25 protein-coding genes and 1 other annotated feature are annotated in these 25,277 nt (G+C 46.4%); of the genes, 9 read left to right on the top strand and 16 right to left on the bottom strand.

What is annotated here, in order from left to right:
• Nucleotides 1–49 precede the first annotated feature (49 nt).
• The 5 genes from SO_RS06390 (at nucleotide 50) to SO_RS06370 (ending at nucleotide 3,380) form a co-directional block, all read left to right on the top strand.
• A complete protein-coding gene (locus SO_RS06390) occupies nucleotides 50–1,555 on the top strand; it encodes a carboxypeptidase M32 (RefSeq protein ID WP_164925648.1) in 1,506 nt (501 codons plus the stop codon).
• Nucleotides 1,556–1,702: 147 nt separating this feature from the next.
• Entirely contained in the window at nucleotides 1,703–2,197 is a 495-nt protein-coding gene (locus tag SO_RS06385) for a GNAT family N-acetyltransferase (RefSeq protein WP_011071583.1), read from the top strand.
• Nucleotides 2,197–2,547: a DMT family protein gene (locus SO_RS06380; protein ID WP_011071582.1), complete on the top strand. Its 351-nt coding sequence runs from the start codon at nucleotides 2,197–2,199 to the stop codon at nucleotides 2,545–2,547. The genes SO_RS06385 and SO_RS06380 overlap by 1 nt, the downstream gene beginning before the upstream one ends.
• 26 nt (nucleotides 2,548–2,573) lie before the next feature.
• Complete coding sequence (locus SO_RS06375) at nucleotides 2,574–2,831, top strand: DUF2960 domain-containing protein (RefSeq protein ID WP_011071581.1); 258 nt, start codon at nucleotides 2,574–2,576, stop codon at nucleotides 2,829–2,831.
• A 39-nt stretch (nucleotides 2,832–2,870) separates the two neighbouring features.
• Nucleotides 2,871–3,380: an RDD family protein gene (locus SO_RS06370; protein WP_011071580.1), complete on the top strand. Its 510-nt coding sequence runs from the start codon at nucleotides 2,871–2,873 to the stop codon at nucleotides 3,378–3,380.
• A 73-nt stretch (nucleotides 3,381–3,453) separates the two neighbouring features.
• On the opposite strand, the gene lptG is transcribed toward SO_RS06370, so the two are convergent.
• Nucleotides 3,454–4,512, bottom strand: coding sequence for an LPS export ABC transporter permease LptG (gene lptG, locus SO_RS06365; RefSeq protein ID WP_011071579.1), 1,059 nt, complete (start codon nucleotides 4,510–4,512; stop codon nucleotides 3,454–3,456).
• Nucleotides 4,509–5,621: an LPS export ABC transporter permease LptF gene (gene lptF / locus SO_RS06360; protein ID WP_011071578.1), complete on the bottom strand. Its 1,113-nt coding sequence runs from the start codon at nucleotides 5,619–5,621 to the stop codon at nucleotides 4,509–4,511. The genes lptG and lptF overlap by 4 nt, the downstream gene beginning before the upstream one ends.
• Before the next feature lie 255 nt (nucleotides 5,622–5,876).
• On the opposite strand from lptF, the gene pepA reads away from it, so the two are divergent.
• On the top strand, nucleotides 5,877–7,385 hold the full coding sequence (pepA, locus tag SO_RS06355) for a leucyl aminopeptidase (RefSeq protein ID WP_011071577.1): 1,509 nt from the start codon (nucleotides 5,877–5,879) through the stop codon (nucleotides 7,383–7,385).
• Nucleotides 7,386–7,599: 214 nt separating this feature from the next.
• Nucleotides 7,600–7,718 (top strand) — a sequence feature (Phe leader region).
• 37 nt (nucleotides 7,719–7,755) lie between these two features.
• The gene (locus SO_RS06350) at nucleotides 7,756–9,771 is read left to right on the top strand and encodes a chorismate mutase (protein ID WP_011071575.1); all 2,016 of its coding nucleotides are present in this window, start codon (nucleotides 7,756–7,758) and stop codon (nucleotides 9,769–9,771) included.
• 94 nt (nucleotides 9,772–9,865) lie between these two features.
• Here SO_RS06350 and SO_RS06345 read toward each other — a convergent pair whose 3' ends face one another.
• From SO_RS06345 to ffh, 11 genes are all read right to left on the bottom strand, one after another.
• Nucleotides 9,866–11,170 (bottom strand): cation:proton antiporter, encoded by a 1,305-nt coding sequence (locus SO_RS06345; RefSeq protein ID WP_011071574.1) that lies wholly within the window; start codon nucleotides 11,168–11,170, stop codon nucleotides 9,866–9,868.
• A 45-nt stretch (nucleotides 11,171–11,215) separates the two neighbouring features.
• The gene (locus tag SO_RS06340) at nucleotides 11,216–11,551 is read right to left on the bottom strand and encodes a hypothetical protein (protein ID WP_011071573.1); all 336 of its coding nucleotides are present in this window, start codon (nucleotides 11,549–11,551) and stop codon (nucleotides 11,216–11,218) included.
• 122 nt (nucleotides 11,552–11,673) lie between these two features.
• On the bottom strand, nucleotides 11,674–12,786 hold the full coding sequence (locus tag SO_RS06335) for an FAD-binding oxidoreductase (RefSeq protein WP_011071572.1): 1,113 nt from the start codon (nucleotides 12,784–12,786) through the stop codon (nucleotides 11,674–11,676).
• Nucleotides 12,787–12,867: 81 nt separating this feature from the next.
• The gene (gene hcp, locus SO_RS06330) at nucleotides 12,868–14,532 is read right to left on the bottom strand and encodes a hydroxylamine reductase (RefSeq protein WP_011071571.1); all 1,665 of its coding nucleotides are present in this window, start codon (nucleotides 14,530–14,532) and stop codon (nucleotides 12,868–12,870) included.
• Between the two features lie 216 nt (nucleotides 14,533–14,748).
• Complete coding sequence (gene tyrA / locus SO_RS06325) at nucleotides 14,749–15,888, bottom strand: bifunctional chorismate mutase/prephenate dehydrogenase (protein WP_011071570.1); 1,140 nt, start codon at nucleotides 15,886–15,888, stop codon at nucleotides 14,749–14,751.
• Nucleotides 15,889–15,950: 62 nt separating this feature from the next.
• Complete coding sequence (locus SO_RS06320) at nucleotides 15,951–17,042, bottom strand: 3-deoxy-7-phosphoheptulonate synthase (RefSeq protein ID WP_011071569.1); 1,092 nt, start codon at nucleotides 17,040–17,042, stop codon at nucleotides 15,951–15,953.
• A gap of 296 nt (nucleotides 17,043–17,338) precedes the next feature.
• Complete coding sequence (gene rplS / locus SO_RS06315; RefSeq protein WP_006080791.1) at nucleotides 17,339–17,692, bottom strand: 50S ribosomal protein L19; 354 nt, start codon at nucleotides 17,690–17,692, stop codon at nucleotides 17,339–17,341.
• A 34-nt stretch (nucleotides 17,693–17,726) separates the two neighbouring features.
• Nucleotides 17,727–18,473, bottom strand: coding sequence for a tRNA (guanosine(37)-N1)-methyltransferase TrmD (trmD, locus tag SO_RS06310; protein WP_011071568.1), 747 nt, complete (start codon nucleotides 18,471–18,473; stop codon nucleotides 17,727–17,729).
• A 15-nt stretch (nucleotides 18,474–18,488) separates the two neighbouring features.
• Nucleotides 18,489–19,019: a ribosome maturation factor RimM gene (gene rimM, locus SO_RS06305; RefSeq protein ID WP_011071567.1), complete on the bottom strand. Its 531-nt coding sequence runs from the start codon at nucleotides 19,017–19,019 to the stop codon at nucleotides 18,489–18,491.
• Between the two features lie 20 nt (nucleotides 19,020–19,039).
• Nucleotides 19,040–19,288 (bottom strand): 30S ribosomal protein S16, encoded by a 249-nt coding sequence (gene rpsP, locus SO_RS06300; protein WP_011071566.1) that lies wholly within the window; start codon nucleotides 19,286–19,288, stop codon nucleotides 19,040–19,042.
• A gap of 218 nt (nucleotides 19,289–19,506) precedes the next feature.
• Nucleotides 19,507–20,880 (bottom strand): signal recognition particle protein, encoded by a 1,374-nt coding sequence (gene ffh / locus SO_RS06295; RefSeq protein ID WP_011071565.1) that lies wholly within the window; start codon nucleotides 20,878–20,880, stop codon nucleotides 19,507–19,509.
• A 333-nt stretch (nucleotides 20,881–21,213) separates the two neighbouring features.
• Here ffh and SO_RS06290 point away from each other — a divergent pair, with 333 nt between their 5' ends.
• Together SO_RS06290 and SO_RS06285 are read left to right on the top strand one after the other, a co-directional pair.
• Nucleotides 21,214–22,002 carry a cytochrome C assembly family protein gene (locus tag SO_RS06290; RefSeq protein WP_011071564.1) on the top strand — a complete coding sequence of 263 codons (789 nt, stop codon included), beginning with the start codon at nucleotides 21,214–21,216 and terminating at the stop codon, nucleotides 22,000–22,002.
• 101 nt (nucleotides 22,003–22,103) lie between these two features.
• The gene (locus SO_RS06285; protein ID WP_011071563.1) at nucleotides 22,104–23,375 is read left to right on the top strand and encodes an HlyC/CorC family transporter; all 1,272 of its coding nucleotides are present in this window, start codon (nucleotides 22,104–22,106) and stop codon (nucleotides 23,373–23,375) included.
• Between the two features lie 67 nt (nucleotides 23,376–23,442).
• Here the strand turns inward: SO_RS06285 and SO_RS06280 are convergent, their stop codons facing one another.
• From SO_RS06280 to pdxJ, 3 genes are all read right to left on the bottom strand, one after another.
• On the bottom strand, nucleotides 23,443–23,970 hold the full coding sequence (locus SO_RS06280; protein ID WP_011071562.1) for an Mpo1 family 2-hydroxy fatty acid dioxygenase: 528 nt from the start codon (nucleotides 23,968–23,970) through the stop codon (nucleotides 23,443–23,445).
• A gap of 170 nt (nucleotides 23,971–24,140) precedes the next feature.
• The gene (acpS, locus tag SO_RS06275; protein ID WP_011071561.1) at nucleotides 24,141–24,524 is read right to left on the bottom strand and encodes a holo-ACP synthase; all 384 of its coding nucleotides are present in this window, start codon (nucleotides 24,522–24,524) and stop codon (nucleotides 24,141–24,143) included.
• Complete coding sequence (gene pdxJ / locus SO_RS06270; RefSeq protein WP_011071560.1) at nucleotides 24,524–25,261, bottom strand: pyridoxine 5'-phosphate synthase; 738 nt, start codon at nucleotides 25,259–25,261, stop codon at nucleotides 24,524–24,526. Before pdxJ ends, acpS begins: the two co-directional genes overlap by 1 nt.
• Between the last annotated feature and the right edge of the window lie 16 nt (nucleotides 25,262–25,277).

Raw genomic sequence — 25,277 nt, 5'->3', positions numbered from 1 at the left:
TGTTATTTTTTGTGCTAATACATAACTACTGCACGTTGAGATTGAGTCTATGGATACCGCTATGAATACCAAAGAACCTACACCAAGTTACGACAAACTCACAGCTCATTTCCAGAAAATTTCACATTTTGAGCATTTTAGCGCGCTGGGCAATTGGGATCAGGCAGCAATGATGCCCTTGGGCGGCGGCAGTGAGCGTGGCGATGCCATGGCCGAACTGGCATTGCATATCCATACCCTTAAAACGGCCCCTCACCTTGGTGACAATCTCGCCCTTGCCGCGCAAGAAGTGCTTACCTCAGAACAACACGCCAACCTAAGGGAAATGCAATATCAATATCGGCAGGCAACCTTAGTGCCCGGCGAGCTGGTTCAAGCCAAAACCAAGATGGCCTATCAGTGTGAAAACGCTTGGCGCGAGCAACGCAAAAACAATGATTGGCAAGGCTTTAAACCCAATCTTAAGGCGATAATCGCCCTTGCGAGGGAAGAAGCCTTGATCCGCGCCCAAGCGCAAAACATTTTCCCCTACGATGCCCTGCTCGATAAGTTTGAGCCCGGCATGACTACAGCAAAACTTGAGCAAACCTTCGGTAATTTAAAAACTTGGCTACCCACGCTCATCCAAAATGTACTCGAAAAACAAGCCTGTGAGCCAACACTTAAGCTTAATGGCCCATTCGATATCAAGGCGCAGCAAGCCCTCGGTCGCGATGTGATGGCGTATTTAGGATTTGATTTTAACCATGGCAGGCTCGATATTAGTAGCCATCCATTCTGCGGTGGTGTGCCCAGTGATGTTCGCATCACCACCCGTTATAACGAAGCCGATTTTAACAGTGCGATCATGGGCATAGTGCATGAAACAGGACACGCCCGTTATGAACAGGGATTGCCAAAACAATGGTGTGGACAACCCGCTGGACTGGCTCGCTCGATGGGCGTCCATGAGAGCCAAAGCTTGTTTTGTGAAATGCAACTTGGTGCCAATCCCGCCTTTTTACGTCAATTGCAACCACTGATTAAACAACACTTAGGTTGCGAGTTCAGCGCCCAAGACTTAGCAAGACACTACACCCGCGTCAATCCAGGTCTTATCCGTGTCGATGCCGATGAGGTCACTTATCCTTGCCATATTTTATTGCGCTTCGAGGCCGAAAAAGCCTTTATCGACGGCAGCTTGAGCGTGGATGACCTACCCGACTTTTGGTCAAGCCAGATGCAACAACTACTAGGGATCAATACCGAGGGTAACTATCGCGATGGTTGTATGCAGGATATCCATTGGGCAGTCGGTGAGCTTGGCTATTTCCCTAGCTATACCCTAGGCGCCATGTATGCTGCTCAATGCCGTTTTGCAATGGAGCGAAGCTTAGGCCCCATTGAAAACCTTATCGATAACGGCCAGTTATCCCAAGTATTTGACTGGCTTGGCAAGCATATTTGGTCCAAAGGCTCATTATTCACAACCGATGAACTCATCATTCAAGCCTCGGGCGAGCCATTAAACAGCCAATATCTGGCTAAGCATTTAACTCAACGCTATTTGGGCTAAACACAATCGGATTTAGGCTATAAAGTGTTAGCACTTTGCCTTAGCGCAATCGCATCGCTATCGGAGTTTCAAAGCTTTTACTGTGATTTGGATGTATAATCGCAGACTTATTTTATTCAAACTGTTTTGGACGGAAAAAGGTCGACCATGTTATTGCGTGCAATCACCCCACAGGATTGGGATGCTATTTTACAGATCCAGGAAGAATGTTATTCTCAACTGGATCCTGAACCCCTGCATGTATTGCAAAGCAAGTGGCACGTCTCACCTCAATCCTGTTTTGTGTTTGAGGTGAATGAATCAGTGGTGGGCTATTGCCTCGCCCACCCTTGGACCACCAATATGCCTCCCGCACTTTATGAGCCCATCACCCATTTACCTAAGGCCGATACTCTGTATCTGCACGATATTGCCATATCGGCAAAAGCCCAAGGTTTAGGCGCAGGTTCCAAGGCCTTAATGCGCCTAAAGCAGCTTGCCGATCGCTTTAACTTAGGTTCCTTATCCTTAGTTGCGGTGCAAGGTGCTGATAGCTACTGGCGCAAAATGGGCTTTACACCTAAGGCAATAGATAAATGCCTTGGCAGCTACACAGATGATGCCATGTACATGATTTATAAACTTAATCATCGAGATGAATGATGAACCCCACCCTGACGACTATCGGTTTACTCTGTCTTAGCAATATTTTTATGACCTTTGCTTGGTACGGTCATTTAAAGTCTTTAGGTTCAAAGCCTTGGATTATCGCCGCCTTAGTCAGCTGGGGCATCGCCCTGTTTGAATACCTACTGCAAGTGCCCGCTAACCGTATCGGCTACACGGTGATGAATCTCGGACAATTAAAAATCTTGCAGGAGGTCATCACCTTAAGCTTATTTGTTCCCTTCGCTTACTTTTACATGAAGGAACCACTCAAACTCGATTATCTCTGGGCGGGCCTGTGCATTCTTGGTGCGGTATATTTTATTTTTAGAAGCGAATTTAATTAATTTCAGAATTATTTCAGGAGATCTCCATGGCGCGTCAAGTGACTTACACCTTCAAAGGTGAGACAAAAACCATTGCCTTTAGTTACGCTAAACACCACGATTTATACGAAGCCGTAGCGGAGGCCGAAGGCATTGACTTAACCAAGTTTCTGGCGATGGAACAACAAATTGCTATGACCTCGCGCAAAGGCGCCAAAGCCGAAAAAGACTATCGCAAAGTCGAATTTGCGCGCTTTGGGTTTAGCAATATCCACTTTGTACGTGATGAAGAACCCGAGGCCTAAACCTTATCGTCATTTATCCATTTAAAATTAGGATTGCCGATGTTAAATGCTGAACATGCCAACTTTCCCCGCGCCGGATTTTTCCGCCGTTTAGGGGCAATAATCTACGACCTATTGCTTGCGGTCGCTGTGTATATGTTTTCGGGGGCCATTGGCTTTGGTATTTTCTTTGGACTCACCACGACAGGCCTCGTTAGCATGAATGGCTTTGAACATGTGTCCGACGCCCTCAATGGCACACCGATTTACCACGGGATTTATCAACTTTGGTTAGCACTCTGCGTAGGGACTTTCTATGCGCTATTTTGGAGTAAAGGCGGCCAAACCTTAGGGATGCGCGCATGGCGCCTTAAGATCCAGCACCCTAACGGCCAAAACCTAAGCCTTATCACCGCTTACGCTCGCATTGTTTGGTCATTACTTGGCATTGGCAATCTGTGGGTGCTTATCAACGACGATAAGCTTGCTTTGCAAGATATGATGACCCGCTCTGAAGTGGTGGTATTGTCCAAAGAAGCCAACCAAATGCGCAATTGGCATGGCGCTTAAGTTTCGACCGTAAGCTTTTATTTCACCGATAAAAAACGACGCTATTGCGTCGTTTTTTATTATCAGCATTTTATCACCGTCGAATAAAGTAAAAAGCAACGCCAGTAAATAGCAGACTTGGCGCCATCGCCCCCACATAAGCGGGTAGCTCATAAACAATACTCATGGGGCCAAATATCTCATTACTGATATAGAAACTAAATCCAGCAACCACACCGAGTAACACCCGTGCGCCCATAGTCACAGTTCGCAACGGACCAAACACAAAGGATAAAGCCACCAGCATCATCACCCCAACGGTAACAGGCTGCATCACCTTGCGCCAAAGTGCTAATTCGTAACGGCTTGGGTCTTGGCTATTGCTATTAAGATACTCTAAGTATCCCATCAAACCACGGATCGATAAGGCCTCGGGTTTCACCGACACCACGCTGAGTTTGTCGGGCGTCAGGCTTGAGCGCCAAACATCTTCGTCTAAATGTTCAAGTTTTACTTCGTCATAGCTTAAGTCAGTTCGCTTAACGTCCGTTAACAGCCAGCTGTCTTTACTAAATAATGCACTCTCTGCATGTACCACATTAGTGAGTTTTAACTCACTGTTAAACTTATATAAAGTGATATTGTTGAGCTTATCGATATCCGCAACTTCACCAATATTAACGAACAAATCGCCATCTTTTGCCCAAATACCTCGGTGGGACTTAATCAAACTGCCACCGGAGAGTTTAATGGCTTGTAGCTCGTTGGCCTTTTGCTCCGCAATTGGGGCGCCCCACTCCCCTAATGCCATCACCATCAACATCAGCGGTACTGCGGTTTTCATCGCCGATAGGGTGATCTGCAAACGCGACATACCCGATGCCTGCATCACCACCAACTCAGAGTTTGAGGCTAACATTCCCATACCGATCAAGGCACCTAACAGCACCGCCATCGGGAAAAACATTTCAATATCGCGGGGCACGAGGAATAACACATAAATCCCCGCGTCCATCATAGTGTAGGTACCGCGACCCACTAAGCGCAGTTGGTCCACCCACTTAATAATGCCTGACAAGCCCGTTAGCACCAGTAAACACAATGCCGAAGTGCTTAATAAAACTCGGGCAATATAAAGGTCTAAAATCTTCATGCAGCCACCTTTTTACGCGCCATTGCCGCTGATAAACGAGTAAATAAAGGCCTGTCTTTGCCGAGCAGTAAAATTCCCATAATCAGTGCCGACAAATGGATCCACCACATGCCTAAATACAGAGGGATAACGCCATCTTGCAGTGCTTTACGCCCTGCAACCATCAAGCCGAAGTAACCAAGATAGAGGAGAACGGCCGGCAGCATTTTAGCAAATTTCCCTTGGCGCACATTGACCCGAGCCAAAGGTACTGCAATTAAGGTCATAATGGGAATCGCTAGCGGAATTGCAAGACGCCAATGGAATTCGGCCACGGCCTCTGGACCGTCAATTTTCAATAATTCGCCTAAGGGTAAAGCCGAAAGCTTACGACGACGTTCATCAACCTGTTGTTCTTTGATTTGCATCTTATAACCACCAAACTCAATCATTTGGTAGTCTTTCTGTTGTGGGCTGCCCTGATAGCGCACCCCATCATTGAGTTGTAGCTGTTGCGAACCGTTTTGATCTTCAATCACGCGGCCCCCCTTAGCCACAACCACATTGGTTAAGCCTATTTCATCATTTGGATCGGGGAGTTGGGCCACGAACACTTTCTCAAGCTCGTTATCCTTACCAATGCGCTCGACAAACAGTACTGCACGGCCGTTGGGACTGGCCTGAAAACGCCCTTGCACAAGCGCGGCAAGCCCGGCTTCAGATTGGGCTTTCTCGAGCACTTGGTTTTGCTGTTCTTCCGCCCAAGGCGCGACATAGAGGGACAAATACCCCGTAAACAGCATGTTAATAACGGCAAGAATTAAGGTCACTCGGGTAACATACCATTCACTCACGCCGACACCGTGCAGAATGACCATTTCATTCTCGGCATACATGCGACCATGGGCCATCAAAATCCCAAGGAATAAGCTTAAAGGTAAAACCAGAACAACGAGATAAGGTAAGTTGAGACCTATCAAGGTCGCAATCAGAGAAGCGGGAAATTCACCGTCTGAGGCATCGGCTAATATGCGCACGAAATGCTGGCTAATAAAAATAGTTAACAGTACAAAAAGTACTGCAATTTGCGCTTTTAAAACTTCTCGAATAAGGTATCTAAATACAATCACAGGTAGGATCCGGTCTCTAAACTTATCTTTTTGCTGGTAACAGACTAACTTTCATGTAAACTGTTTACTTTTGGTAGTTTTCTGACCAACTTCAGGGGTTCCTGGCTTACATTAAATGTCACGGCTTTTTCACAAAAACGTGACTCAAGTGCCGAGAATAAATCACCTTTGGAGTAATAACTTAGGCCCTTTTCGGGACAAGCAGACATTATCCAATAAATATAAAAATTTGTCTTTAAGAATCTAGGAGTGCTCATGGAGTTTAGCGTAAAGAGCGGTAGCCCCGAAAAACAACGCTCAGCCTGCATCGTTGTCGGTGTTTATGAACCCCGCCGTCTATCCGGTATCGCCGAGCAATTAGACAAGATTAGCGAAGGTTATATCAGTAATCTACTGCGTCGCGGCGATTTAGAAGGAAAGCCTGGGCAGATGTTATTACTGCACCACGTTCCTAATGTATTGAGTGAACGAGTGCTGTTAGTCGGTTGTGGCAAAGAACGAGAACTAGACGAACGCCAGTACAAGCAGATCATCACTAAAACCATCAACACCTTAAATGAAACAGGTTCAATGGAAGCCGTATGCTTCTTAACCGAGTTACACGTGAAAGGTCGCGATACCTATTGGAAAGTTCGCCAAGCAGTAGAAACCACCAATAGCAGTTTATACTGCTTCGACGCCCTCAAAACCCGTAAAGGTGAAACCCGTCGTCCACTGCGTAAGTTGGTATTTAATGTACCCACACGCCGTGAGTTGACCTTAGGTGAGCGCGCGATTGAGCATGGTATGGCGGTTTCTTCAGGTATGCATTTATGTCGCGATGTGGCTAATATGCCGCCAAATATTTGTAACCCCGCCTATTTAGCCTCTCAAGCTCGCCAATTAGCTGAAATTCATGAAAACCTGCATGTATCAACTGTAGGTGAAGAACAAATGGCGAAACTCGGCATGAACTCCTACCTTGCAGTAGGACGCGCCAGCGCCAATGAATCCATTATGACAGTAATGGAATACAAGGGTGCTGTTGACAGCACTGAAAAACCTATCGTATTGATTGGTAAAGGATTGACCTTCGACTCTGGCGGTATTTCGTTAAAGCCAGGCGAAGCCATGGACGAAATGAAATACGACATGGGTGGCGCTGCAGGTGTTATCGGCACCATGAAAGCCATTTGTGAAATGAAGCTACCTATCAACGTCGTCGGTATTCTCGCAGGCTGTGAAAACATGCCATCGGGTAATGCTTACCGCCCAGGTGACATTTTAACCACCCTGTCGGGGCAAACCGTTGAAGTACTCAACACCGACGCCGAAGGCCGTTTGGTACTGTGTGACGTGTTAACCTATGTTGAACGTTTCGACCCTGAACTGGTGATCGACACCGCAACACTCACTGGTGCCTGTGTGATTGCCTTAGGAAAACATGCTTCTGGTTTGTTCTCATCGCACAATCCACTCGCCCATGAGCTACTCAATGCAGGTGAGCAAAGTGGTGACCGCGCATGGCGCATGCCACTGTGGGATGAGTACCAAGATATGCTCGATAGCCCATTTGCGGATATGACCAACTTAGGTGGTCGTCCAGCCGGTGCGATTACTGCAGCTTGTTTCCTGTCGCGTTTCGCGAAAAAGTACAACTGGGCTCACTTAGATGTAGCAGGTACGGCGTGGAATAGCGGTGCGAATAAAGGCTCAACCGGCCGCCCTGTGCCAATTTTGACTCAGTTCCTGATCAACCGTGCTGGCGTCGAATTAGGCGAATAATCCCTAACAAGACTGAAAAGGCGAAGAATCATTTCTTCGCCTTTTTTATGCCGCAAAGAAAGCGAAATGCCACTGAGACTAATGTTATTAACTATCTGTTGATTCTATATGATTTCGTGAGGTGAGTTAACAACAACCTAGATGTGAAAGAATACCGCTATTGAATAATTTTTGATTGACAGCCACGCCCTCGCCCTTTAGTTTTAGACCCTATGAAAACAAATACCCTAGCGTTTTTTACTTTCTTTTTTACACCCCCACTCTAGGAGGCGGATTTACTGTGTAAAAACGAAAGTAAAAATCCAAAGCCTCCCACTGGGAGGCTTTTTCGTCTTAAACGCTTGAGAATCCGGCGATAAATGAGGTCAGAATGCAAAAACCACAGCCTTTAAATCACACTCGAGAACAAATTACCCAGCTCGACAATGATCTTCTCTCATTACTCGCCGAACGTCGCCGTCTAAGCCTTGAAGTGGCGCGCAGTAAAGAGGTTGATGTTAGACCCATTCGCGACACCCAAAGGGAAAAAGAACTACTAGCAAGATTAGTGACTGCAGGGCGGGAAAAAGGCTTAGACGCCCATTATGTTATCTCGCTGTATCAAAGCATTATCGAAGACTCGGTACTGAATCAACAGGCTTATCTTCACGGCCGTGCTAACCCTGAAACGCAAAAACAACAGTATTGTATCGCCTACCTCGGTGCCCGAGGTTCGTATTCTTACCTTGCCGCTTCTCGCTACTGTCAACGTCGTCAGGTTGAGATGCTCGATTTAGGCTGCCAAAGTTTCGATGAAATTGTCCAAGCCGTTGAATCAGGACACGCCGACTATGGCTTTTTGCCAATTGAAAATACCTCATCGGGTTCAATCAACGAAGTGTATGACGTACTCCAACATACCAGTCTATCCATCGTGGGCGAGACGACTATCGAAGTGAGTCATTGTCTATTAGGTAAACCCGGCAGCAAACTCAGTGAGATTAAAACCGTCTACGCCCATCCGCAGCCCATCAGTCAGTGCAGCCGCTATCTCAGTCAACACAAAGCCTTAAGGCTAGAATATTGCTCAAGTAGCGCTGAAGCGATGGAAAAGGTAAACCAATCTCCCGATAATAGCGCCGCCGCGATTGGCAGCGCAGAGGGTGGCGCGCTGTACCAACTCGAGTCGATTGAGTCAGGCCTTGCCAACCAAAAAATTAACCAAAGTCGCTTTATTGTTGTGGCTCGTAAAGCCGTTGCCGTTCCTGAACAACTGCCCGCCAAAACCACCCTAATTATGGCCACTGGCCAAAAGGCGGGGGCGTTGGTTGAAGCCCTATTGGTACTTAAAGCGCATCAGCTGAATATGAGTAAACTCGAATCCCGCCCAATCCCTGGCACACCGTGGGAAGAAATGTTTTATCTGGATATCGATGCCAATATCTCCAGCGAAGCGATGCAGCAAGGGCTCAAACAGCTAGAAAGGATCACGCGTTTTATCAAAGTGTTAGGTTGTTACCCCTGCGAAACGGTAACACCAACACAGCTCAGCAACAGCCAATTACTAATTGAACCTAATACCTCTAAAGCCGAAGTATTAAGTGAAGTAAGCACTAAGCAGTCTCCCTATCGTTACAGTAAGGCTTATAAAGCACAGGCGAGTGAAATTCACTGCGGCCCTTTTACCATTGGCGCAGGGCATATTGGTGCCATTGCCAAGGTCACTCTGAGTAAAAGCCTGTTGCATTTAGAGTCATCGCACGCTGCGGCACATATTGCCTTATCCGCGTTTGAGCACAAAATCAAACAACTGAAAGAAGTAGGCTTCCAAGCGGTGATTTTAGAAGGATGCCAGCAACTTGCATCGAAAGAAGCAATCATCCCTAAGCTGCGACAGACGCTGCACCAATATGATTTGCTTTGTGTGATTGCCATCGAGCAAGCGGCGGATATGCCGCTGGCAACTGAGCATGCCGATATGTTGTTCTTAACCGGTAAGCAGATGTTTAATCAGGCCTTGCTGACTCAGGCTGGGACGCTACCCATACCATTATTCCTTGAGCGCAACGATATGGCCAGTTACGAGGAGTTTTTGGCGGCAACGGAAACCATTTTAAGCCAAGGTAACCAACAACTTATACTATGTGACTCGGGCATTCGTACCTACAACAATGCCAATTTACCCACCTTGGACTTAGCAAGTCTTATTCTAATCAAGGCAAATAGCCACTTACCGATTGTGATTAATCCTTGTTATGCCATTAACGAAGATGCATTGGTGCTGCAAACCCAAGGTATTAAGCAGTTAAAAGCTGATGGCATAGTGCTTAATTACGCCCTCGAAGAGGACAAAGCCCATCATTCACTTGCGCTTATGGGCGAAGTTGTCAGGGAGCTGTATCGCTAACCCCGTAAAGCCAATAACGCAACTGCCTTAGTAATCACAGAGCCACGAAAAACGTGGCTCTGTGATATCACGTGGTGCCAATCAAAGCGCGGTGCTAACGGCTCTCCTGTGTGGTATGGCTGTCGGGGCGAGTAACAACCGCATTACTACGGCGGATAAGCCCCGTCATGCTTGAGCCTTGAATTAGGATTGAAAACACGACTACAGCATAGGTCATTACCAATACCAGCTCGTGCAGCTCAACACCGGGTTGTGAATCGATAATAATCCCTTTTGGCAAGCTCATCGCCATCGCTAATGCCAACCCGCCCCTCAAGCCCCCCCAAATCAGTATTGACTCCGCATAGGGATTGTAGGATTTAACCAATCTGAATCCCATGTAAGGCAAAAATACGCTCACCGCCCTCGCCGTTAATACCAGCGGGATAGCCAGCAGCATAAACCACCATAACGGCGCCTTGAAGGTGACGAGCAAAAGCAGTAATCCGAGTAGAAGGAACAACAGCGCATTAAAAAATGATTCGATAAGCGACCAGAAGGTATAGAGTTTCACCCGCTCTTGGCGTGCAAAAAACTTAGGTACGCTATAGTTACCAATAATGATCCCCGCACTTACCATGGCAAGCGGCCCCGACACACCGAGTTCTGCAGCCATCACATAACCCGCAGTAGGAATAAGTAAGGTCACCAGCATTAATTGGGTTTCTTCCTCACAATAACGAAAGAAATGATGCAATAACAGGCCCAGCACGGCGCCATACAACACTCCCCCGAGCGCCTCTTGGACAAACAAAAGTGATATTTGCGTAAAGGTCAGCGGCTCAGTTGAAAACGCTAAATGGGAGATCGCCACAAAAATAACCAACCCGATGCCATCATTAAATAACGACTCACCTTCCACCTGAATCGCAATATCTTCAGGTGCGCCCATCTTCTTAAGAATGGCTAACACGGCAATGGGGTCTGTGGGTGAAATCAAGGCGCCAAATAGCAAACAATGGCTTAAGGCCAAGGGTAATCCGAACATAGGGGCTAAGTAGTACAGCAAACCACCGACAATAAAGGTCGATAACAAAGTACCGACAAAGGCGAGGATCAAGATTTCCCATTTTTGATGCCTCAGAATTTTTAAGCGGATCTGCAATGCACCGGCAAACAACAGGAAACCCAACATGCCATTGAGCAGTAGGGCTTGAAAGTCGAGCTTCTCTAGTCCTGCCACAAAATAACCATAGACATTACCACCAAGTGCTTTCCCGCCCAGCAACAGCAATAGACTGGTACCCAGCGCCAATGCGGTGATAGCGACAGTTTCTTGGAGTTTATGTAAACGTGAAGATGCCACGGATGTGACTAAGGCTAACGCACTGAGAATACACAGAATTTGATAACTAGTCATAAGAGCCTCAAATCTCGTTAAGATGAAGAGACTCTAACACAAGTTTTAGACTTCTAAACCATCCAACAGACTTAACCAACCTTTGATTATCCGATGGCAAAACCAAATAATACCAAAGAGATAAATCGAAAGACTGAGCCAAGTGATCGGCAAGCAATAACCTAAAACGAGTAGCGTTAAAAACATAATAGTAGAGTAACGTTGCCAGCGCAGGTGCGAAGCTAGCAACGCATTACCCTGAGTGTGTCGCTGAGATAAATTAATAAATAAGCTCAGTAGCACAGGAAGCAGTAATAGCGGAAAACCTGACATTAAGGCGTACAGTAAATGGCCTAAGCTGCGATCTTCAATTTTTGCGGCATAAGTGGTTGTCGTTGTCATTGAGATACTCCAGCCAGACGATAGGACTGGGCGCGAACTCCGCCCTTGCCTTTAACCTTACGTTCTCAGAGATATAATCGCAACTACGCTACTAAAATATTTCCACCCAAGATAACTCAATATTAGATCAACGAAAGCGTCACATCCGACTTGAGCCTAGTCGAGCAAGCTAACACATATCCGGCTTCGATATCAGTTGGTGTCAATGTCATATAGCTCGTTGACTCAGTCTCCCCTTGCAAAACTTTACATTTGCACGCGCCGCATACGCCTGAGCGACAAGCTGCAATAATGGGTAGCCCTTCGGCCTCTATGCCATCAAGCAACGTTTGTTCGGCAGTTAATAAGTGCTTTTTATCGCCTATCGACAGCATAAAGCCAGTACTACTCGTCGTTGGAGTTTCAGACTGTATTTCGGCCTGCTTGACGTGGCTTTGTGCTTCTTTTACTGCTGTGGCAAAACTCTCGTGATAGAGCTTATTCATATCAAAGTTAAGCTCGGTCAGAATCGTTTTGACCGCCTGCATATAGAGCTCTGGCCCACATAAAAACACGATTCGCTCAGCAAAATCGGGGACTAAACTTAGCAAATTTTGAGCACTTAAACGGCCAACATAGTGAAATGCTTCCTCTGTGTGCCAAACCGTATCTGTGGTCACGCCCTCCACCAAATAACACAACTTAAAACTGGCATGGCGCGCCGCCATTGTTTCTAAGGTGTTTTTAAAAATAATATCGGCCTGAGTGCGAGCGCTGTGCACAACAGCAATGTCGGCATTTATTTGGGTATCTGTTAAATAGCGCGACATCGAATACATGGGCGTGATCCCACAGCCAGCGCTCAAGAACAGGTATTTGTTCGCAGGAATATCAAACAGATTAAACTGCCCCGTTGGCGGTAGAACTCTTACCGTTTGCCCAGGTTGTAAATGATCAATCAAGTAATTAGACACCAGTCCGCCATCGACCCGCTTAATGGTCACCATTAAGGAGTAAGGCCGTGACGGTGTAGAAGATAAGGTATAACTACGGCAAGCCTGTTCACCGTTGATCTCTAGCACAAAGGTGATAAATTGACCGGGCTTATAATCAAACTTCATCGGCTCACCTGCTTGAAAGCGAAAACTCACCACATCGGCGGTTTCGTGCCAGCGCTCCACACAGACTAACTGGTTAAAACCCACAGGATTTGCGGGCGTAGAAGATAAAGCAGTATTGGGCATGATATTTTGCATAGTACTGATATTCATAGTTTTTGTATCTATAACACTACGGCTTTACAATGAAAGCCGCAGTGGCTCCATGCGTCAATCGACCTAAGCCACGTTCAGCATGGTTTTCAGATCGGCTTCAACGGTGGTGGTGTTACGCAAGCCAAACTTGTCTTCCAAAATCTTGGCGAGATTAGCCGTTAAAAACGCCGGTGGCGTTGGGCCCGTACGGATGTTTTTCACCCCGAGCGACAACAACGTCAGCAGTACGACAATGGCTTTTTGCTCAAACCATGAAAGCACTAAGTTCAGTGGTAATTCATTAATATCGCATTCAAAGATTTGTGATAACGCGATCGCTAACTGGATAGCAGAATAGGCATCATTACACTGACCGATATCGAGTAAACGTGGAATACCATTGATATCGCCAAACTCCAACTTGTTGAATTTGTACTTACCACAACCTAAGGTCAGGATGATGGAATCCTTCGGTGCAGACTTAGCTAAATCGGTGAAATAGCTCCGCTCTGACTTATCACCGTCACAACCACCGACTAAGAAGAAGTGTTTGATAGAACCGTTTTTCACATTTTCAACTACCGTTGGGGCGGCAGCCATGAGCGCATTGCGAGCAAAACCAATAGTGATATTGTGTGGAATTTCATCGTAGTGGAATCCATCGTTCGACAGCGCTTTCTCAATCACCACCGAAAAATCATCACCAGTCACATGGACAACACCAGGCCAACCCACAATGCTTCGAGTAAAGATCCGGTCGCTGTATTGGCCCACATTCGGGTCAATAATACAGTTAGATGTCATCACCACAGCGCCAGGGAAATTGGCAAATTCTTTTTGCTGGTTCTGCCATGCACTGCCGTAGTTACCCACTAAATGGGGGTATTTTTTAAAGGCGGGATACGCAAGCGCAGGCAGCATTTCGCCATGGGTATAAACATTAATACCTTTGCCCGCCGTTTGCTCAAGGATAAGCTCTAAGTCCTTCATATCATGGCCAGAAACTAAAATGGCTTTGCCTTTAACGGGTTTAGTATTAACCACTGTTGGCTCTGGATGACCAAAGGCTTCGGTTTCACCCGCATCGAGCAAAGCCATAATGCGATAGTTTAATTGGCCAATCTCCATCGCAGTGGAGAATAATTTATCCGCATCGACACTCGGTTCACCGAGAAACGCCATGATTCGATGGAAATCCGCAGCAATGTCCACATCGGTTTTACCTAGTACACGTGCATGCTCCATATAAGCGGCTGCGCCTTTAAGGCCGTATAAACAGAGTAATCGAAGTCCTAAAATATCTTCATGAATGTTATTTTTATCTTTATTGAGCAAGGAGATAGGCGCTTGAGATAGCATTTCAAGCTTGCTGGTACCTAACACTAACTGCGCGACTGGCGGCATCTGCTCTGCCGTTTTCCCACTCTGTTCACAAGTCGCTTCATAAGCATTTTTTAGACTTTCACGGTACTGAGCTGCCTGCTTGGCATAGGCGATAATGCGTTCATCATCGAAGTTAACGTTGGTTAAGGTCGAGAAAAAGGCTTTAGGAACAAAGGTATCTACCTCTGTATCCACAACACCTAGCTCGCGCGCTTTTACCGCATACACTGAAACCCCCTGCAGCATGTAGATTAATAAGTCTTGCAGATCGGAGGTCGCGGCCAATTTGCCACACATACCTTGGGCATAGCTACAACCGTTGCCGGCTGGAGTACGAATAGTTTGCTCACACTGAATACAGAACATGGATAGACTCCTAATTTAAATTCATGCTTTATTTTTACATGTTTAAAATTAGTCTACCGAAACCTTAAATAAGCGACAGTTTTTTCTATTATGGGATACGAAATCTTAGAGAAAGATCACTTTAAGCAATCACTAATCAACACTGTCAAACCTGCCTGAAAACCATAAAAAATGCCCATCAAAGATGGGCATTTTTTATGGTTAAATCATTCATTATCAGTTCGTTTTCATATCACTTACCGATTGCAGCATCATGCGACTTTCGCGCTGAAACTGCGGTGCAAAATCACCAAACCACTTGGCAACCATTTGGAACTGATTGATAAACTCCTCTCTATCGCCCCGTTTCAGCAATTCTAAGGCTTCGCGATAGTTATCCAGATAATCGCCAATCGCATGCTGGCTCTCCTGCTGAGCAAAAATAATATCAGCGTAAAGCTCCGGGCTTTGGGCAAATAAACGGCCCACCATCGCTAACTCTAAGCGGTAGATTGGCGAGCTAAATTTCAATAAAGTCTCTATATCCGCCTCTTCTTTGCAAAGATTTAAGCCATAGACAAAGGTTGAGAAATGGCGCATCGCCTGCACCAGTTGCATCGCATTATCGTGACATTCAGGCTCAGCTTCGACAATCCGTGCGCCCCAAATGGCAATTTGTTCGAGTAACCATTGGTATTTATCAGCTTCGCGCCCATGACACACCACCACAACCTGCTTAGCTAAGCTACCGACATCTGGACCAAACATCGGATGAAAGCCGACAACAGGCCCCTTATGAGCGGCCAACATCGCCTGCATGGGTTCCGTCTTGATGGAGGTTAAATCGGCTAGAATACAGTCCCGTGGTAACTGAGTTAGCTTTTCACGGATAATGTCGCAGGTGATGGCAATAGGCACTGTCACTAATACCAATCCAGCATCGGCAAATAAGCATTCCGCTTGTTGCCAATCATCTTTATCGAGCACTTTCACTTGATAACCTGACAGTCTCAGCATTTGTTGAAACAGCCCGCCAAGCTGGCCTTTACCGCCCACTATAACTACCGAACCTAAATCATTCTTGACTTGCTTAAAGCCAACATCCTTTTCATTAAGATAGGATTCACGCATTAGGCGACGTAAAATATCTTCAATCAATTGTGGCGCAATGCCCATGGTTTGGGCTTCTTCACGGCGTTTTGCCAGCATTGCCGCTTCACGCTGTGGTGCATAAATGGGTAATCCTGCAGCGTGCTTTACCGTGCCGACTTGGGCGACTAAATCTAAGCGTTTACGCAGTAAATGCAGCAATTGCTGATCGACACCGTCGATCAGTCCTCGAAGATGTTCTAATTCGGATGTGGTTTTTTCATTCATTTTTTCGGTCCACTACCCACCTAAAGGAAGGTGTTTAAACGTTAGGCACTTAACATTGACTCTTAAGCATTGGCCACTTTACGCAAATCGAAACGAGTTGGTAACACTGAAGATAACTTCGATGCGCCCGCACGTAAAACGCTTTCGGTTTTTTCCCAATTAATACAGGAGTCTGTTACCGAAACCCCATAGGCCAGTTCGCCTGATGGTTTATCACAACTTTGATTACCTTCGTTTAAATGGCTCTCTAACATCACGCCAATAATGGACTTGTTACCATTGTAGATCTGCGCAAATACATCTTCACACACAGGGACTTGCCTTGCGTAATCCTTAGAGGAGTTGCCATGGCTACAATCGATAATAAGACGGGCATTGAGTTTGGCCTTATGAAGCTGCGCCTCACATTCAGCCACACTGGCCGCATCGTAGTTAGGTGTTACGCCACCACGTAAAATCACATGACCATCTGGGTTGCCCGCGGTTTGCAACAGCGCCACTTGACCCTGTTGGTTGATCCCCATAAATCTGTGGCTACTGGCTGCCGATTTGAGGGCATTGATTGCCACATCGAGCTTACCATCTGTACCATTTTTAAAGCCAACGGGCATAGATAAGCCCGACGCCATTTCCCTATGGGTTTGCGATTCGGTGGTGCGGGCACCTATGGCCGACCAAGTCACTAGCTCAGAAATGTACTGAGGGCTGATAGGGTCGAGTGCTTCGGTTGCAACAGGCAGCTCAAGTTCCGCCAGCCAAATCATCAACTCACGGGCCAGCTTTAAGCCCTTTTCCACATCAAAAGAGCCATCCATATCGGGGTCGTTAATCATCCCCTTCCAACCCACTGTGGTACGTGGCTTCTCAAAGTACACCCGCATCAGGATGTAAAATTCATCACTAAGTTCATCGTGTAATTTTTTGAGTTTTAAAGCGTATTCTTTGGCGGCATCGATATCATGAATCGAACAAGGTCCAGTGATGATGAGCACGCGGTTATCGCGCTTATGGACGATATCCGCCACAGTTTTGCGTGCATTGAGGATATAACGATATGCATGCTCAGAGAGTGGTAGAGCCGCTTTGAGCTCCTGCGGGGTAATAAGAACATTCTCTGAACTGATATGGACGTTATTAATTGTATCCTGCTGCATGCTTACCACCTAAAACTGAAGTCATATCCCCACATATCAGGAGTCAGAAACTCAAACGGCTGTGGGGAAAATAAATAGCCGAAGGCCACCATGTAACACCGTAATGATACACCATTACAATGAGCGACCAATATGCCTATTAATAGCCAGAAGATCAAGGAGGAATTTAACAAAATCGGCAATTAGCGTGAGACAAGATCTAAATGACTCAAAAGATAAACTTTAGGCAACAAAAAACCGCCACGAGGGCGGTTTTCTGTGCGAACACTACGTCTTGTTTTCTGTAGCGGGTACTATTACTTAGTAGCCAGCTTTTCACGGATACGTGCAGATTTACCTGAACGATCACGTAAGTAGTACAGTTTGGCGCGACGAACGCGGCCACGACGCTTAACTTCAATGCTAGCGATCAGAGGGCTGTGCGTTTGGAATGCACGCTCAACACCTTCGCCATTAGAGATTTTACGTACAGTGAATGCAGAGTGCAGGCCACGGTTACGTTTAGCAATTACAACGCCTTCAAAAGCCTGTAAACGCTCTTTATCACCTTCTTTAACACGAACCTGAACGACTACTGTATCACCAGCACCAAACGCAGGTACGTCTTGTTTCATTTGCTCATCGTTGAGCATTTTAATGATGTTGTTCATAACTTACTCCGTTCTAGAATTAACTGAGCTACGACTAAGCATTCTTGTCCATTGCTTCAACGAACTGCGCTAAAAGAGTCGATTGTTCGTCAGTCAGAGCTAGATTTTGCAATAATTCTGGTCGTCTCAGTAAAGTCCTACCAAGGCTTTGCTGCAAACGCCAGAGTCTAATTTGTTCGTGGTTGCCACTTAGCAGCACTGCGGGTACATCGAGTCCATCTAGGCTTTCGGGGCGCGTGTAATGAGGACAGTCCAGTAAACCGTCGGAGAAAGAATCTTGCTCCGCCGAAGCTTGTTTTCCTAGCACGCCAGGAACCAACCTTGATACTGCATCTATCATGGTCATCGCGGGTAATTCGCCGCCCGAGAGCACGTAATCCCCAACCGACCATTCTTCATCCACTTCCGTTTGAATGATGCGCTCATCAATACCTTCGTACCGACCACACACCAAAATCAACCGTGATGATTTAGCCAACTCAGTAACGCCTTGCTGATCCAGCTTGCGTCCTTGAGGTGACAAGTAAATCACCTTCGCATCTTCACCCGCTGCAGCTCTCGCTGCATGAATGGCATCGCGTAAGGGTTGCACCATCATCAACATACCTGGACCACCGCCGTAAGGCCTGTCATCCACCGTACTGTGTCTATCATGGGTGAAATCGCGAGGATTCCACGTGTGCAACTCAAGCAGGCCGTTTTTCACGGCACGACCCGTAACCCCAAAGTCTGTTACGGCACGAAACATTTCTGGGAACAGGGTAATAACCCCTAACCACATATGTTGTACCTCGACTTAAAAGTCAGGATCCCAATCCACTAAAATCTGTTTACCTTGGACATCCACCTTTAGGATGAACTGTCCTGGGACAAAGGGAACCATACGTTCCACTTTGCCGAAACTATCTTTAGCGTTGGCTTTAACAAGCAGTACATCGTTCGAACCGGTTTCCACGATTTGATCGACAATGCCCATGTTATAGCCAGTAGTATTAATCACTTCACAACCGATAAGATCACGCCAATAGAACTCGTCTTCTGGCAATGCATTCATCTGCTGTGGCAGGATACCAATTTCGCAATTGGTGAGCATTTGCGCCCGCTCCCGCGTGGTGACACCTTCAAGCTCAGCAACAACGGCCTTGCCTTGGTAACGCCACTGAATGACTTTTACTTCACGCCATTCGCCATTTTCTTTAATAAGCCAAGGCGAATAGTCAAAGATACCTTCAACAGAATCGGTATAGGCGGTGATTTTCAGCCAACCTTTAATGCCATGACAGGAGCCTAATTTCCCCAGTACGACTGGCTGTTGGTTACTGCTCATCAATCTATACCTTAACGCTATTAAGCAGCTGCTTTAGCGTCTTTGATCAATTTTGCTACGCGATCAGTTGTCGCAGCGCCGTTTGCAACCCAGTGCTCAACGCGAGCTAGGTCTAAACGTAAAGTTTCTTCTTGGCCACGGGCCAAGGGGTTGAAGAAACCAACACGCTCAATGAAACGACCGTCACGAGCGTTACGGCTGTCAGCAACAACGATGTTGTAAAATGGACGCTTTTTAGCGCCACCACGAGCTAAACGAATGGTAACCATGCGTTTTCAATCCTCTAATGATTTGCTTGAAGCAAAAATAAAAACTGGAACCCCGTGTTCGCGAAGAGTCCCAGATAGAAAGCCGGAAGATTTTACCTGACTTTTCAACTAATGCAACCCAATCTGGTGATTATTAAACCTGACCAAGGATTGCACCCAAAGTTCCAAATAGAATCAACCAACTGATAAGACATCAACTTTGATAAAAATCGTTGCTATTAGCGCCCGGGAAATTTCATTCCACCAGGCATCATGCCGCGCATTCCACGCATCATCTTTTGCATGCCGCCCTTAGCCGACATCTTCTTCATCATTTTTTGCATTTGGGTAAATTGTTTCAATAAACGATTTACATCTTGAATCTCAGTCCCCGAACCAGCAGCAATACGGCGCTTACGTGACCCCTTGATTAAATCTGGGTTTTTACGCTCTTTGGCTGTCATCGAGTTGATGATCGCCTCCATTTGCCGAGTCATTTTGCCATCTTGTATTTGCGCTAGGGCATCCGGAGGCAACTGGCCAACACCGGGCAGCTTTTCAATCATGCTCATCATGCCGCCCATGTTTTTCATTTGTTGCAGCTGTTCACGGAAGTCTTCGAGATCGAAACTGCCGCCCTGCTTCACTTTGGAAGCGAGCTTCATCGCCTTTTCTTTATCGACACCGCGCTCCACTTCTTCAATAAGTGAGAGCACGTCACCCATACCCAATATGCGTGAGGCGATACGGTCAGGATGGAAAGGTTCTAAGGCATCGGTCTTTTCACCCACACCGAGGAATTTAATTGGCTTGCCTGTAATGTGGCGAATCGATAGTGCAGCACCGCCGCGGGCATCACCATCAACCTTAGTTAAAATCACCCCCGTCAATGGTAAGGCTTCATTAAATGCCTTAGCCGTGTTCGCCGCATCTTGACCTGTCATAGCATCAACCACGAACAAGGTTTCGATAGGCTTGAGCGCCGCGTGCAAGGCCTTGATTTCATCCATCATGGCTTCATCGACGTGCAAACGACCCGCGGTATCGAGGATCACCACATCGATAAATTTGAGTTTAGCGTGAGCAATTGCAGCCTTAGCGATATCAATGGGCTTTTGGCTGACATCGGATGGGAAGAATTCCACATCAACTTCGGTCGCTAAGGTTTCAAGCTGTTTGATAGCCGCAGGACGATATACGTCGGCACTGACCACTAACACCGATTTTTTGTGGCGCGTACGCAGTAGTTTACCCAATTTGGCAACACTGGTGGTTTTACCCGCACCTTGTAAGCCAGCCATCATCACCACTGCAGGTGGCTGAGTAGCTAAATCCAAGGCTTGGTTCGCCTCGCCCATGGATTTTTCAAGTTCACTTTGAACAATCTTAATAAAGGCTTGGCCAGGGCTTAAGCTTTTCGCCACTTCTTGGCCAACGGCACGTTCTTTTACATTGTTAACGAATTCACGCACCACAGGCAGGGCAACATCGGCCTCCAGCAGCGCCATACGCACTTCGCGCAGGGTTTCCTTAACGTTTTCTTCGGTTAAGCGACCACGGCCGCTGATGTTTTTCAGCGTGCGTGACAGTCTGTCGGTTAGATTCTCAAACATCGTCCTGCTCTATACCTTTAAGGATCTCGATTAATGGGCAGTATTATAACCATGCGGGCGCATTATGCTACTGCTACGCCCCAGTTGCGTTAACTTAAGCATTTAATCTGCTTTTACGCATATTTTGCGATTTGACTGTGACTATTTACGCCTAACAATAAGAATCTGCTAAATTTTGCAACTTATGTCACTGCCCATTTGCCGATGGCTCATGCTATTCTAGGCAAAATATTGATCTGTATGCCAAGTTAAAACCCAAACAACATGAAGATACGCGCTTTAGGTCGCTTGGGGATAAAGGCACCTTTAACAACACGAATAGGTTAATTACCCATGGTCATTTTTTCTGCCTCAGCCATGTTTTTTTATTGCATTGCATTGGTATTAGTGACAAGCCGGCTCTTCCATCCTCAAGGTCCTAATCGTAAAGCCGTTGCAGGTATCGCAGCGATTGCGGTGGTTCTGCACGCTGCCGCCCTCTCACAGGCGATATTTACGACTGATGGACAAAATTTTAGCCTGACCAACGTGATATCCTTAGTGAACTGGATCATCGCCTTTACCTTTACTGTGATGATGTTTAGGTTGAAGGTGATAGTGGTTGTGCCCGTGGTTTATGCCTGCTCGGTGTTATCGGTGGCATTGCTATGGTTACTCCCGCCTAAATTTATCATCCATTTTGAGCTGTATCCTGAAGTCTTAGCCCACGTTGTGCTATCACTTATGGCTTACAGTGCATTAATGATCGCCGCACTATACGCTATCCAATTAGCGATGATCCAAAACAAGCTCAAAAAGAAACAATTGATGTTAAGCCCTAGCATTCCGCCGCTGATGACAGTGGAAAAGCAGCTGTATCATTTGGTGATTATTGGGGTCATTTTACTGAGTTTATCCCTCGCCACTGGCTTTATCTTCCTCGATGATATGTTTGCCGATGGCAAAGGCCATAAGGCAATTTTGTCGATCATCGCTTGGTTTGTGTATATCGCTATGCTATGGCAGCAATATTGGGTTGGCTGTAAAATCCGTACCGCAGTCATTTACACCTTAACGGGCGCAACCTTGTTATCCTTAGCTTATTTTGGTGCTCGCATTGTCAAAGAGTTAATTCTTAGTTAATAATTTCAAGTCAGCTTAGGGGGTTAATCTCTAAGCTGGCTTGACACTCCGTTTATTTCTCGGTATCAACTTAAACACTTTGGCCTAGTTGGAGCCTATTTTTGGACGCTATATCGACAAGCGCACTCCTCATCTTCTTACTGGTGCTTATCCTTTTTTCTGCCTACTTTTCAGGTTCTGAAACCGCCATGATGACCCTTAATCGCTATCGATTAAGGCATCTCGCCTCAAACGGCCATAAAGGTGCCATTCGAGCCCTTAAATTGTTAGAACGCCCAGACCGCTTAATTGGCTTGATTTTGATTGGCAATAACCTGGTCAATATCCTCGCCGCGTCCATCGCCACGATTATCGGTATGCGCCTTTGGGGCGATTTAGGCGTCGCCATTGCATCAGGTGTGCTTACATTAGTCGTGCTCGTCTTTGGCGAGGTCACGCCTAAAACCATTGCTGCATTAAATCCAGAACGTATCGCTTTTCCATCAAGCTATTTGCTTATTGCGCTATCAAAAATTTTTGCCTATGTCGTCACCAGCGTCAATTTCATCACCACGGGAATACTGCGTTTAGTTGGCATAAAATCTATCAGTAGCAGTGATGCGTTAAGCAAGGAAGAACTTCGCACAGTCGTTCATGAAGCTGGTGCCTTGATCCCCCAGCGCCACCAAGAAATGTTGCTATCGATCTTAGACTTAGAAAAAGTCACCGTGGAAGATATCATGGTGCCACGTTCAGATATCTACGCGATTAACGTCAACGATGACTTTAAATTTATCAATCGCCAAGTAATCCAAAGTCCGCACACTCGCGTACTGGTTTACCGCGATACCATTGACGATGCCGTTGGCTTTATTCATTTGCGGGATGCCTTGCGCCTGCAATCAAAAGAGCAGTTCAGTAAATCTTCATTGCTGCGCGCCGTCAAAGAACTCTACTTTATTCCAGAAGGTACGCCGCTGAATGTGCAATTAGCCAATTTCCAGCACAACAAAGAGCGCATTGGCCTCGTGGTTGACGAATACGGTGATATTCAAGGGCTCGTCACGCTCGAGGACATTCTTGAAGAGATTGTTGGCGACTTCACCACCTCGATGTTGGCAACGCCAAGTGAAGATATCAATGTCCAGCAAGATGGCAGCTATTTAGTGAATGCCAGTATAACCATCCGTGATTTGAATAAAGAGATGAAATGGGATTTTCCAACGGATGGCCCTAAAACCCTTAACGGCCTCATTCTGGAATATTTAGAGGATATCCCGTCCGAAAATACCAGCCTACGCCTTGCTGGTTACCCACTCGAGGTAATTGAAGTAGCAGATAATATGGTCAAAACCGTGCGCATTATCCCGCAGCATTATCAATCACCACACTAACTTTCCTACATATAAAAAATCGGCTGAACCCCAATGGCATTCAACCGATATCCTCTCCCCCAAGAGGTTATTTAGTTTTTAAATGCGCTTCGAGCGCGCGGCGCTTTTCAATCGCGATGGGCGTAATTTCAGCATTGAGCTGCTTCTCTAATCCCAACATAAAATACACTTCAGCCATTAAGAAAAAGGGACCAATTAACAGTTGATTTAAATCATCCACAAAGGCGGGCTTCGCCTTCTCGTATCGATGGCCAATCAGCTGAAAAATCCACCCCACAATAAATACGGTTATCGCCAACCCAAAAGCATTTTCGGAATGAGCAACTAGCTCAGTGGTATAGATGACGGGCGCTAAAAAGAGTGCAAGCCCCAACGCCAACTTAGCATGCAATCGCAGATAATAAAGCATTATGCCAATGGCTAATATCATGCCAAGGTTAACATTATCAGCATCGCCAAGGGGAATTCGGATCGTCGCAAACAATAAAAATGCCGACCAAATAATCAATGGAATACCAATGAAATGAGTTTGAATATTGCGCGGATTTAAATGCACACTTTTATAGGTTGATAACTGCTCTACGGCGGATTTCATCTTGGGCTCCTTTTACTCAGTCCCTGCAAATTTGCGCCAAACATGACGCTTAGCGCATAAACTAGCCCAAAAAAAGTCGACTGAACAGCAAAAGTAATGAAAATATTGCAATCGAACGCAAGACAGCAAAAAGGGAGCGTTACGCTCCCTTCATCATCAAAGATAAACTATTAGCGCGACTCGAGGATCACCGTCGCGATAGCATAGGATTTTTCATCCGCAATTGAAATGTGCCCAACGACACCATTGAGCAAAGTCAAGCGCTGCTGCGCGCCTTCAGTAAAATCGATAGTCGGCGCGCCATCTGGCGTGTTTCCAATATGAATATGCTGAAATGACACCCCACGGCCAATGCCCGTACCTAACGCTTTTGCTGCGGCCTCTTTTGCAGCAAAGCGTTTGGCCAAATAGCGACTGGGTTGGCTATGTTGTTGATAGATTTCAAACTCAGCCTCTGTCAACACGCGTTTGGCTAACTTATCGCCAGAACGGGCCACATGAGCCGATATACGCTCGATTTCAACAATGTCTGTGCCCAGTCCCACGATCGCCATTATTCGCCCCGACGACCTTCTAACATCAGCGTCTTCATATCTTTCACCGCTGTTGCAAGGCCATCAATCGCGGCGCGGGCCACAATGGCATGGCCAATATTGAGTTCATACAGCTCAGGGATAGCCGCAATCGGCTTCACATTGTGATAATGCAGTCCATGACCAGCGTTAACAATCAGTCCCTTGCCGTGGGCATATTTTGCCATTTCACGAATACGCTCAAGCTCTTTAGCTTCTTCATCTGCCGTTTTGGCATCGGCATAGCAACCCGTATGGATTTCGATAAGAGGGGCACCAGAAGCAACCGCTGCATCGATTTGGGTTTTATCTGCATCGATAAACAGTGAGACTTGAATACCATTGGCAGCTAAACGGCTAACAGCGGCAGTGATTTTATCTAATTGACCAGCCACATCTAAGCCGCCTTCTGTGGTCACTTCTTGGCGCTTTTCAGGCACTAAGCAAACGTAAGTGGGTTTCACTTCGCAGGCGATATTGAGCATTTCTTCAGTCACTGCACACTCGAAGTTCATCCGCGTTTTTAAGGTTTTTGCCAACAAATACACATCGCGGTCAATGATATGACGTCTATCTTCCCGCAAATGAATGGTGATACCGTCAGCGCCTGCATGTTCGGCAACGGCCGCAGCGTGGACAGGATCAGGATAACTGGTTCCGCGAGCCTGACGTAGGGTCGCAATATGATCGATATTTACACCCAATAAGATACGGCTCATCGGGAACTCCTTTATT

The sequence above is a fragment of the Shewanella oneidensis MR-1 genome (genome assembly GCF_000146165.2).
GTDB lineage: Bacteria > Pseudomonadota > Gammaproteobacteria > Enterobacterales > Shewanellaceae > Shewanella > Shewanella oneidensis.
This window is presented reverse-complemented; position numbering and strand designations above follow the sequence as displayed.

Bases quoted from the DNA above. Each gene is read 5' to 3' on its own strand.
- SO_RS06390 (WP_164925648.1), top strand. From the start codon at position 50: ATGGATACCGCTATGAATACCAAAGAACCTACACCAAGTTACGACAAA.
- SO_RS06385 (WP_011071583.1), top strand. From the start codon at position 1,703: ATGTTATTGCGTGCAATCACCCCACAGGATTGGGATGCTATTTTACAG.
- SO_RS06380 (WP_011071582.1), top strand. From the start codon at position 2,197: ATGAACCCCACCCTGACGACTATCGGTTTACTCTGTCTTAGCAATATT.
- SO_RS06375 (WP_011071581.1), top strand. From the start codon at position 2,574: ATGGCGCGTCAAGTGACTTACACCTTCAAAGGTGAGACAAAAACCATT.
- SO_RS06370 (WP_011071580.1), top strand. From the start codon at position 2,871: ATGTTAAATGCTGAACATGCCAACTTTCCCCGCGCCGGATTTTTCCGC.
- lptG (WP_011071579.1), bottom strand. From the start codon at position 4,512: ATGAAGATTTTAGACCTTTATATTGCCCGAGTTTTATTAAGCACTTCG.
- pepA (WP_011071577.1), top strand. From the start codon at position 5,877: ATGGAGTTTAGCGTAAAGAGCGGTAGCCCCGAAAAACAACGCTCAGCC.
- SO_RS06350 (WP_011071575.1), top strand. From the start codon at position 7,756: ATGCAAAAACCACAGCCTTTAAATCACACTCGAGAACAAATTACCCAG.
- SO_RS06345 (WP_011071574.1), bottom strand. From the start codon at position 11,170: ATGACTAGTTATCAAATTCTGTGTATTCTCAGTGCGTTAGCCTTAGTC.
- SO_RS06340 (WP_011071573.1), bottom strand. From the start codon at position 11,551: ATGACAACGACAACCACTTATGCCGCAAAAATTGAAGATCGCAGCTTA.
- SO_RS06335 (WP_011071572.1), bottom strand. From the start codon at position 12,786: ATGCAAAATATCATGCCCAATACTGCTTTATCTTCTACGCCCGCAAAT.
- hcp (WP_011071571.1), bottom strand. From the start codon at position 14,532: ATGTTCTGTATTCAGTGTGAGCAAACTATTCGTACTCCAGCCGGCAAC.
- tyrA (WP_011071570.1), bottom strand. From the start codon at position 15,888: ATGAATGAAAAAACCACATCCGAATTAGAACATCTTCGAGGACTGATC.
- SO_RS06320 (WP_011071569.1), bottom strand. From the start codon at position 17,042: ATGCAGCAGGATACAATTAATAACGTCCATATCAGTTCAGAGAATGTT.
- rplS (WP_006080791.1), bottom strand. From the start codon at position 17,692: ATGAACAACATCATTAAAATGCTCAACGATGAGCAAATGAAACAAGAC.
- trmD (WP_011071568.1), bottom strand. From the start codon at position 18,473: ATGTGGTTAGGGGTTATTACCCTGTTCCCAGAAATGTTTCGTGCCGTA.
- rimM (WP_011071567.1), bottom strand. From the start codon at position 19,019: ATGAGCAGTAACCAACAGCCAGTCGTACTGGGGAAATTAGGCTCCTGT.
- rpsP (WP_011071566.1), bottom strand. From the start codon at position 19,288: ATGGTTACCATTCGTTTAGCTCGTGGTGGCGCTAAAAAGCGTCCATTT.
- ffh (WP_011071565.1), bottom strand. From the start codon at position 20,880: ATGTTTGAGAATCTAACCGACAGACTGTCACGCACGCTGAAAAACATC.
- SO_RS06290 (WP_011071564.1), top strand. From the start codon at position 21,214: ATGGTCATTTTTTCTGCCTCAGCCATGTTTTTTTATTGCATTGCATTG.
- SO_RS06280 (WP_011071562.1), bottom strand. From the start codon at position 23,970: ATGAAATCCGCCGTAGAGCAGTTATCAACCTATAAAAGTGTGCATTTA.
- acpS (WP_011071561.1), bottom strand. From the start codon at position 24,524: ATGGCGATCGTGGGACTGGGCACAGACATTGTTGAAATCGAGCGTATA.
- pdxJ (WP_011071560.1), bottom strand. From the start codon at position 25,261: ATGAGCCGTATCTTATTGGGTGTAAATATCGATCATATTGCGACCCTA.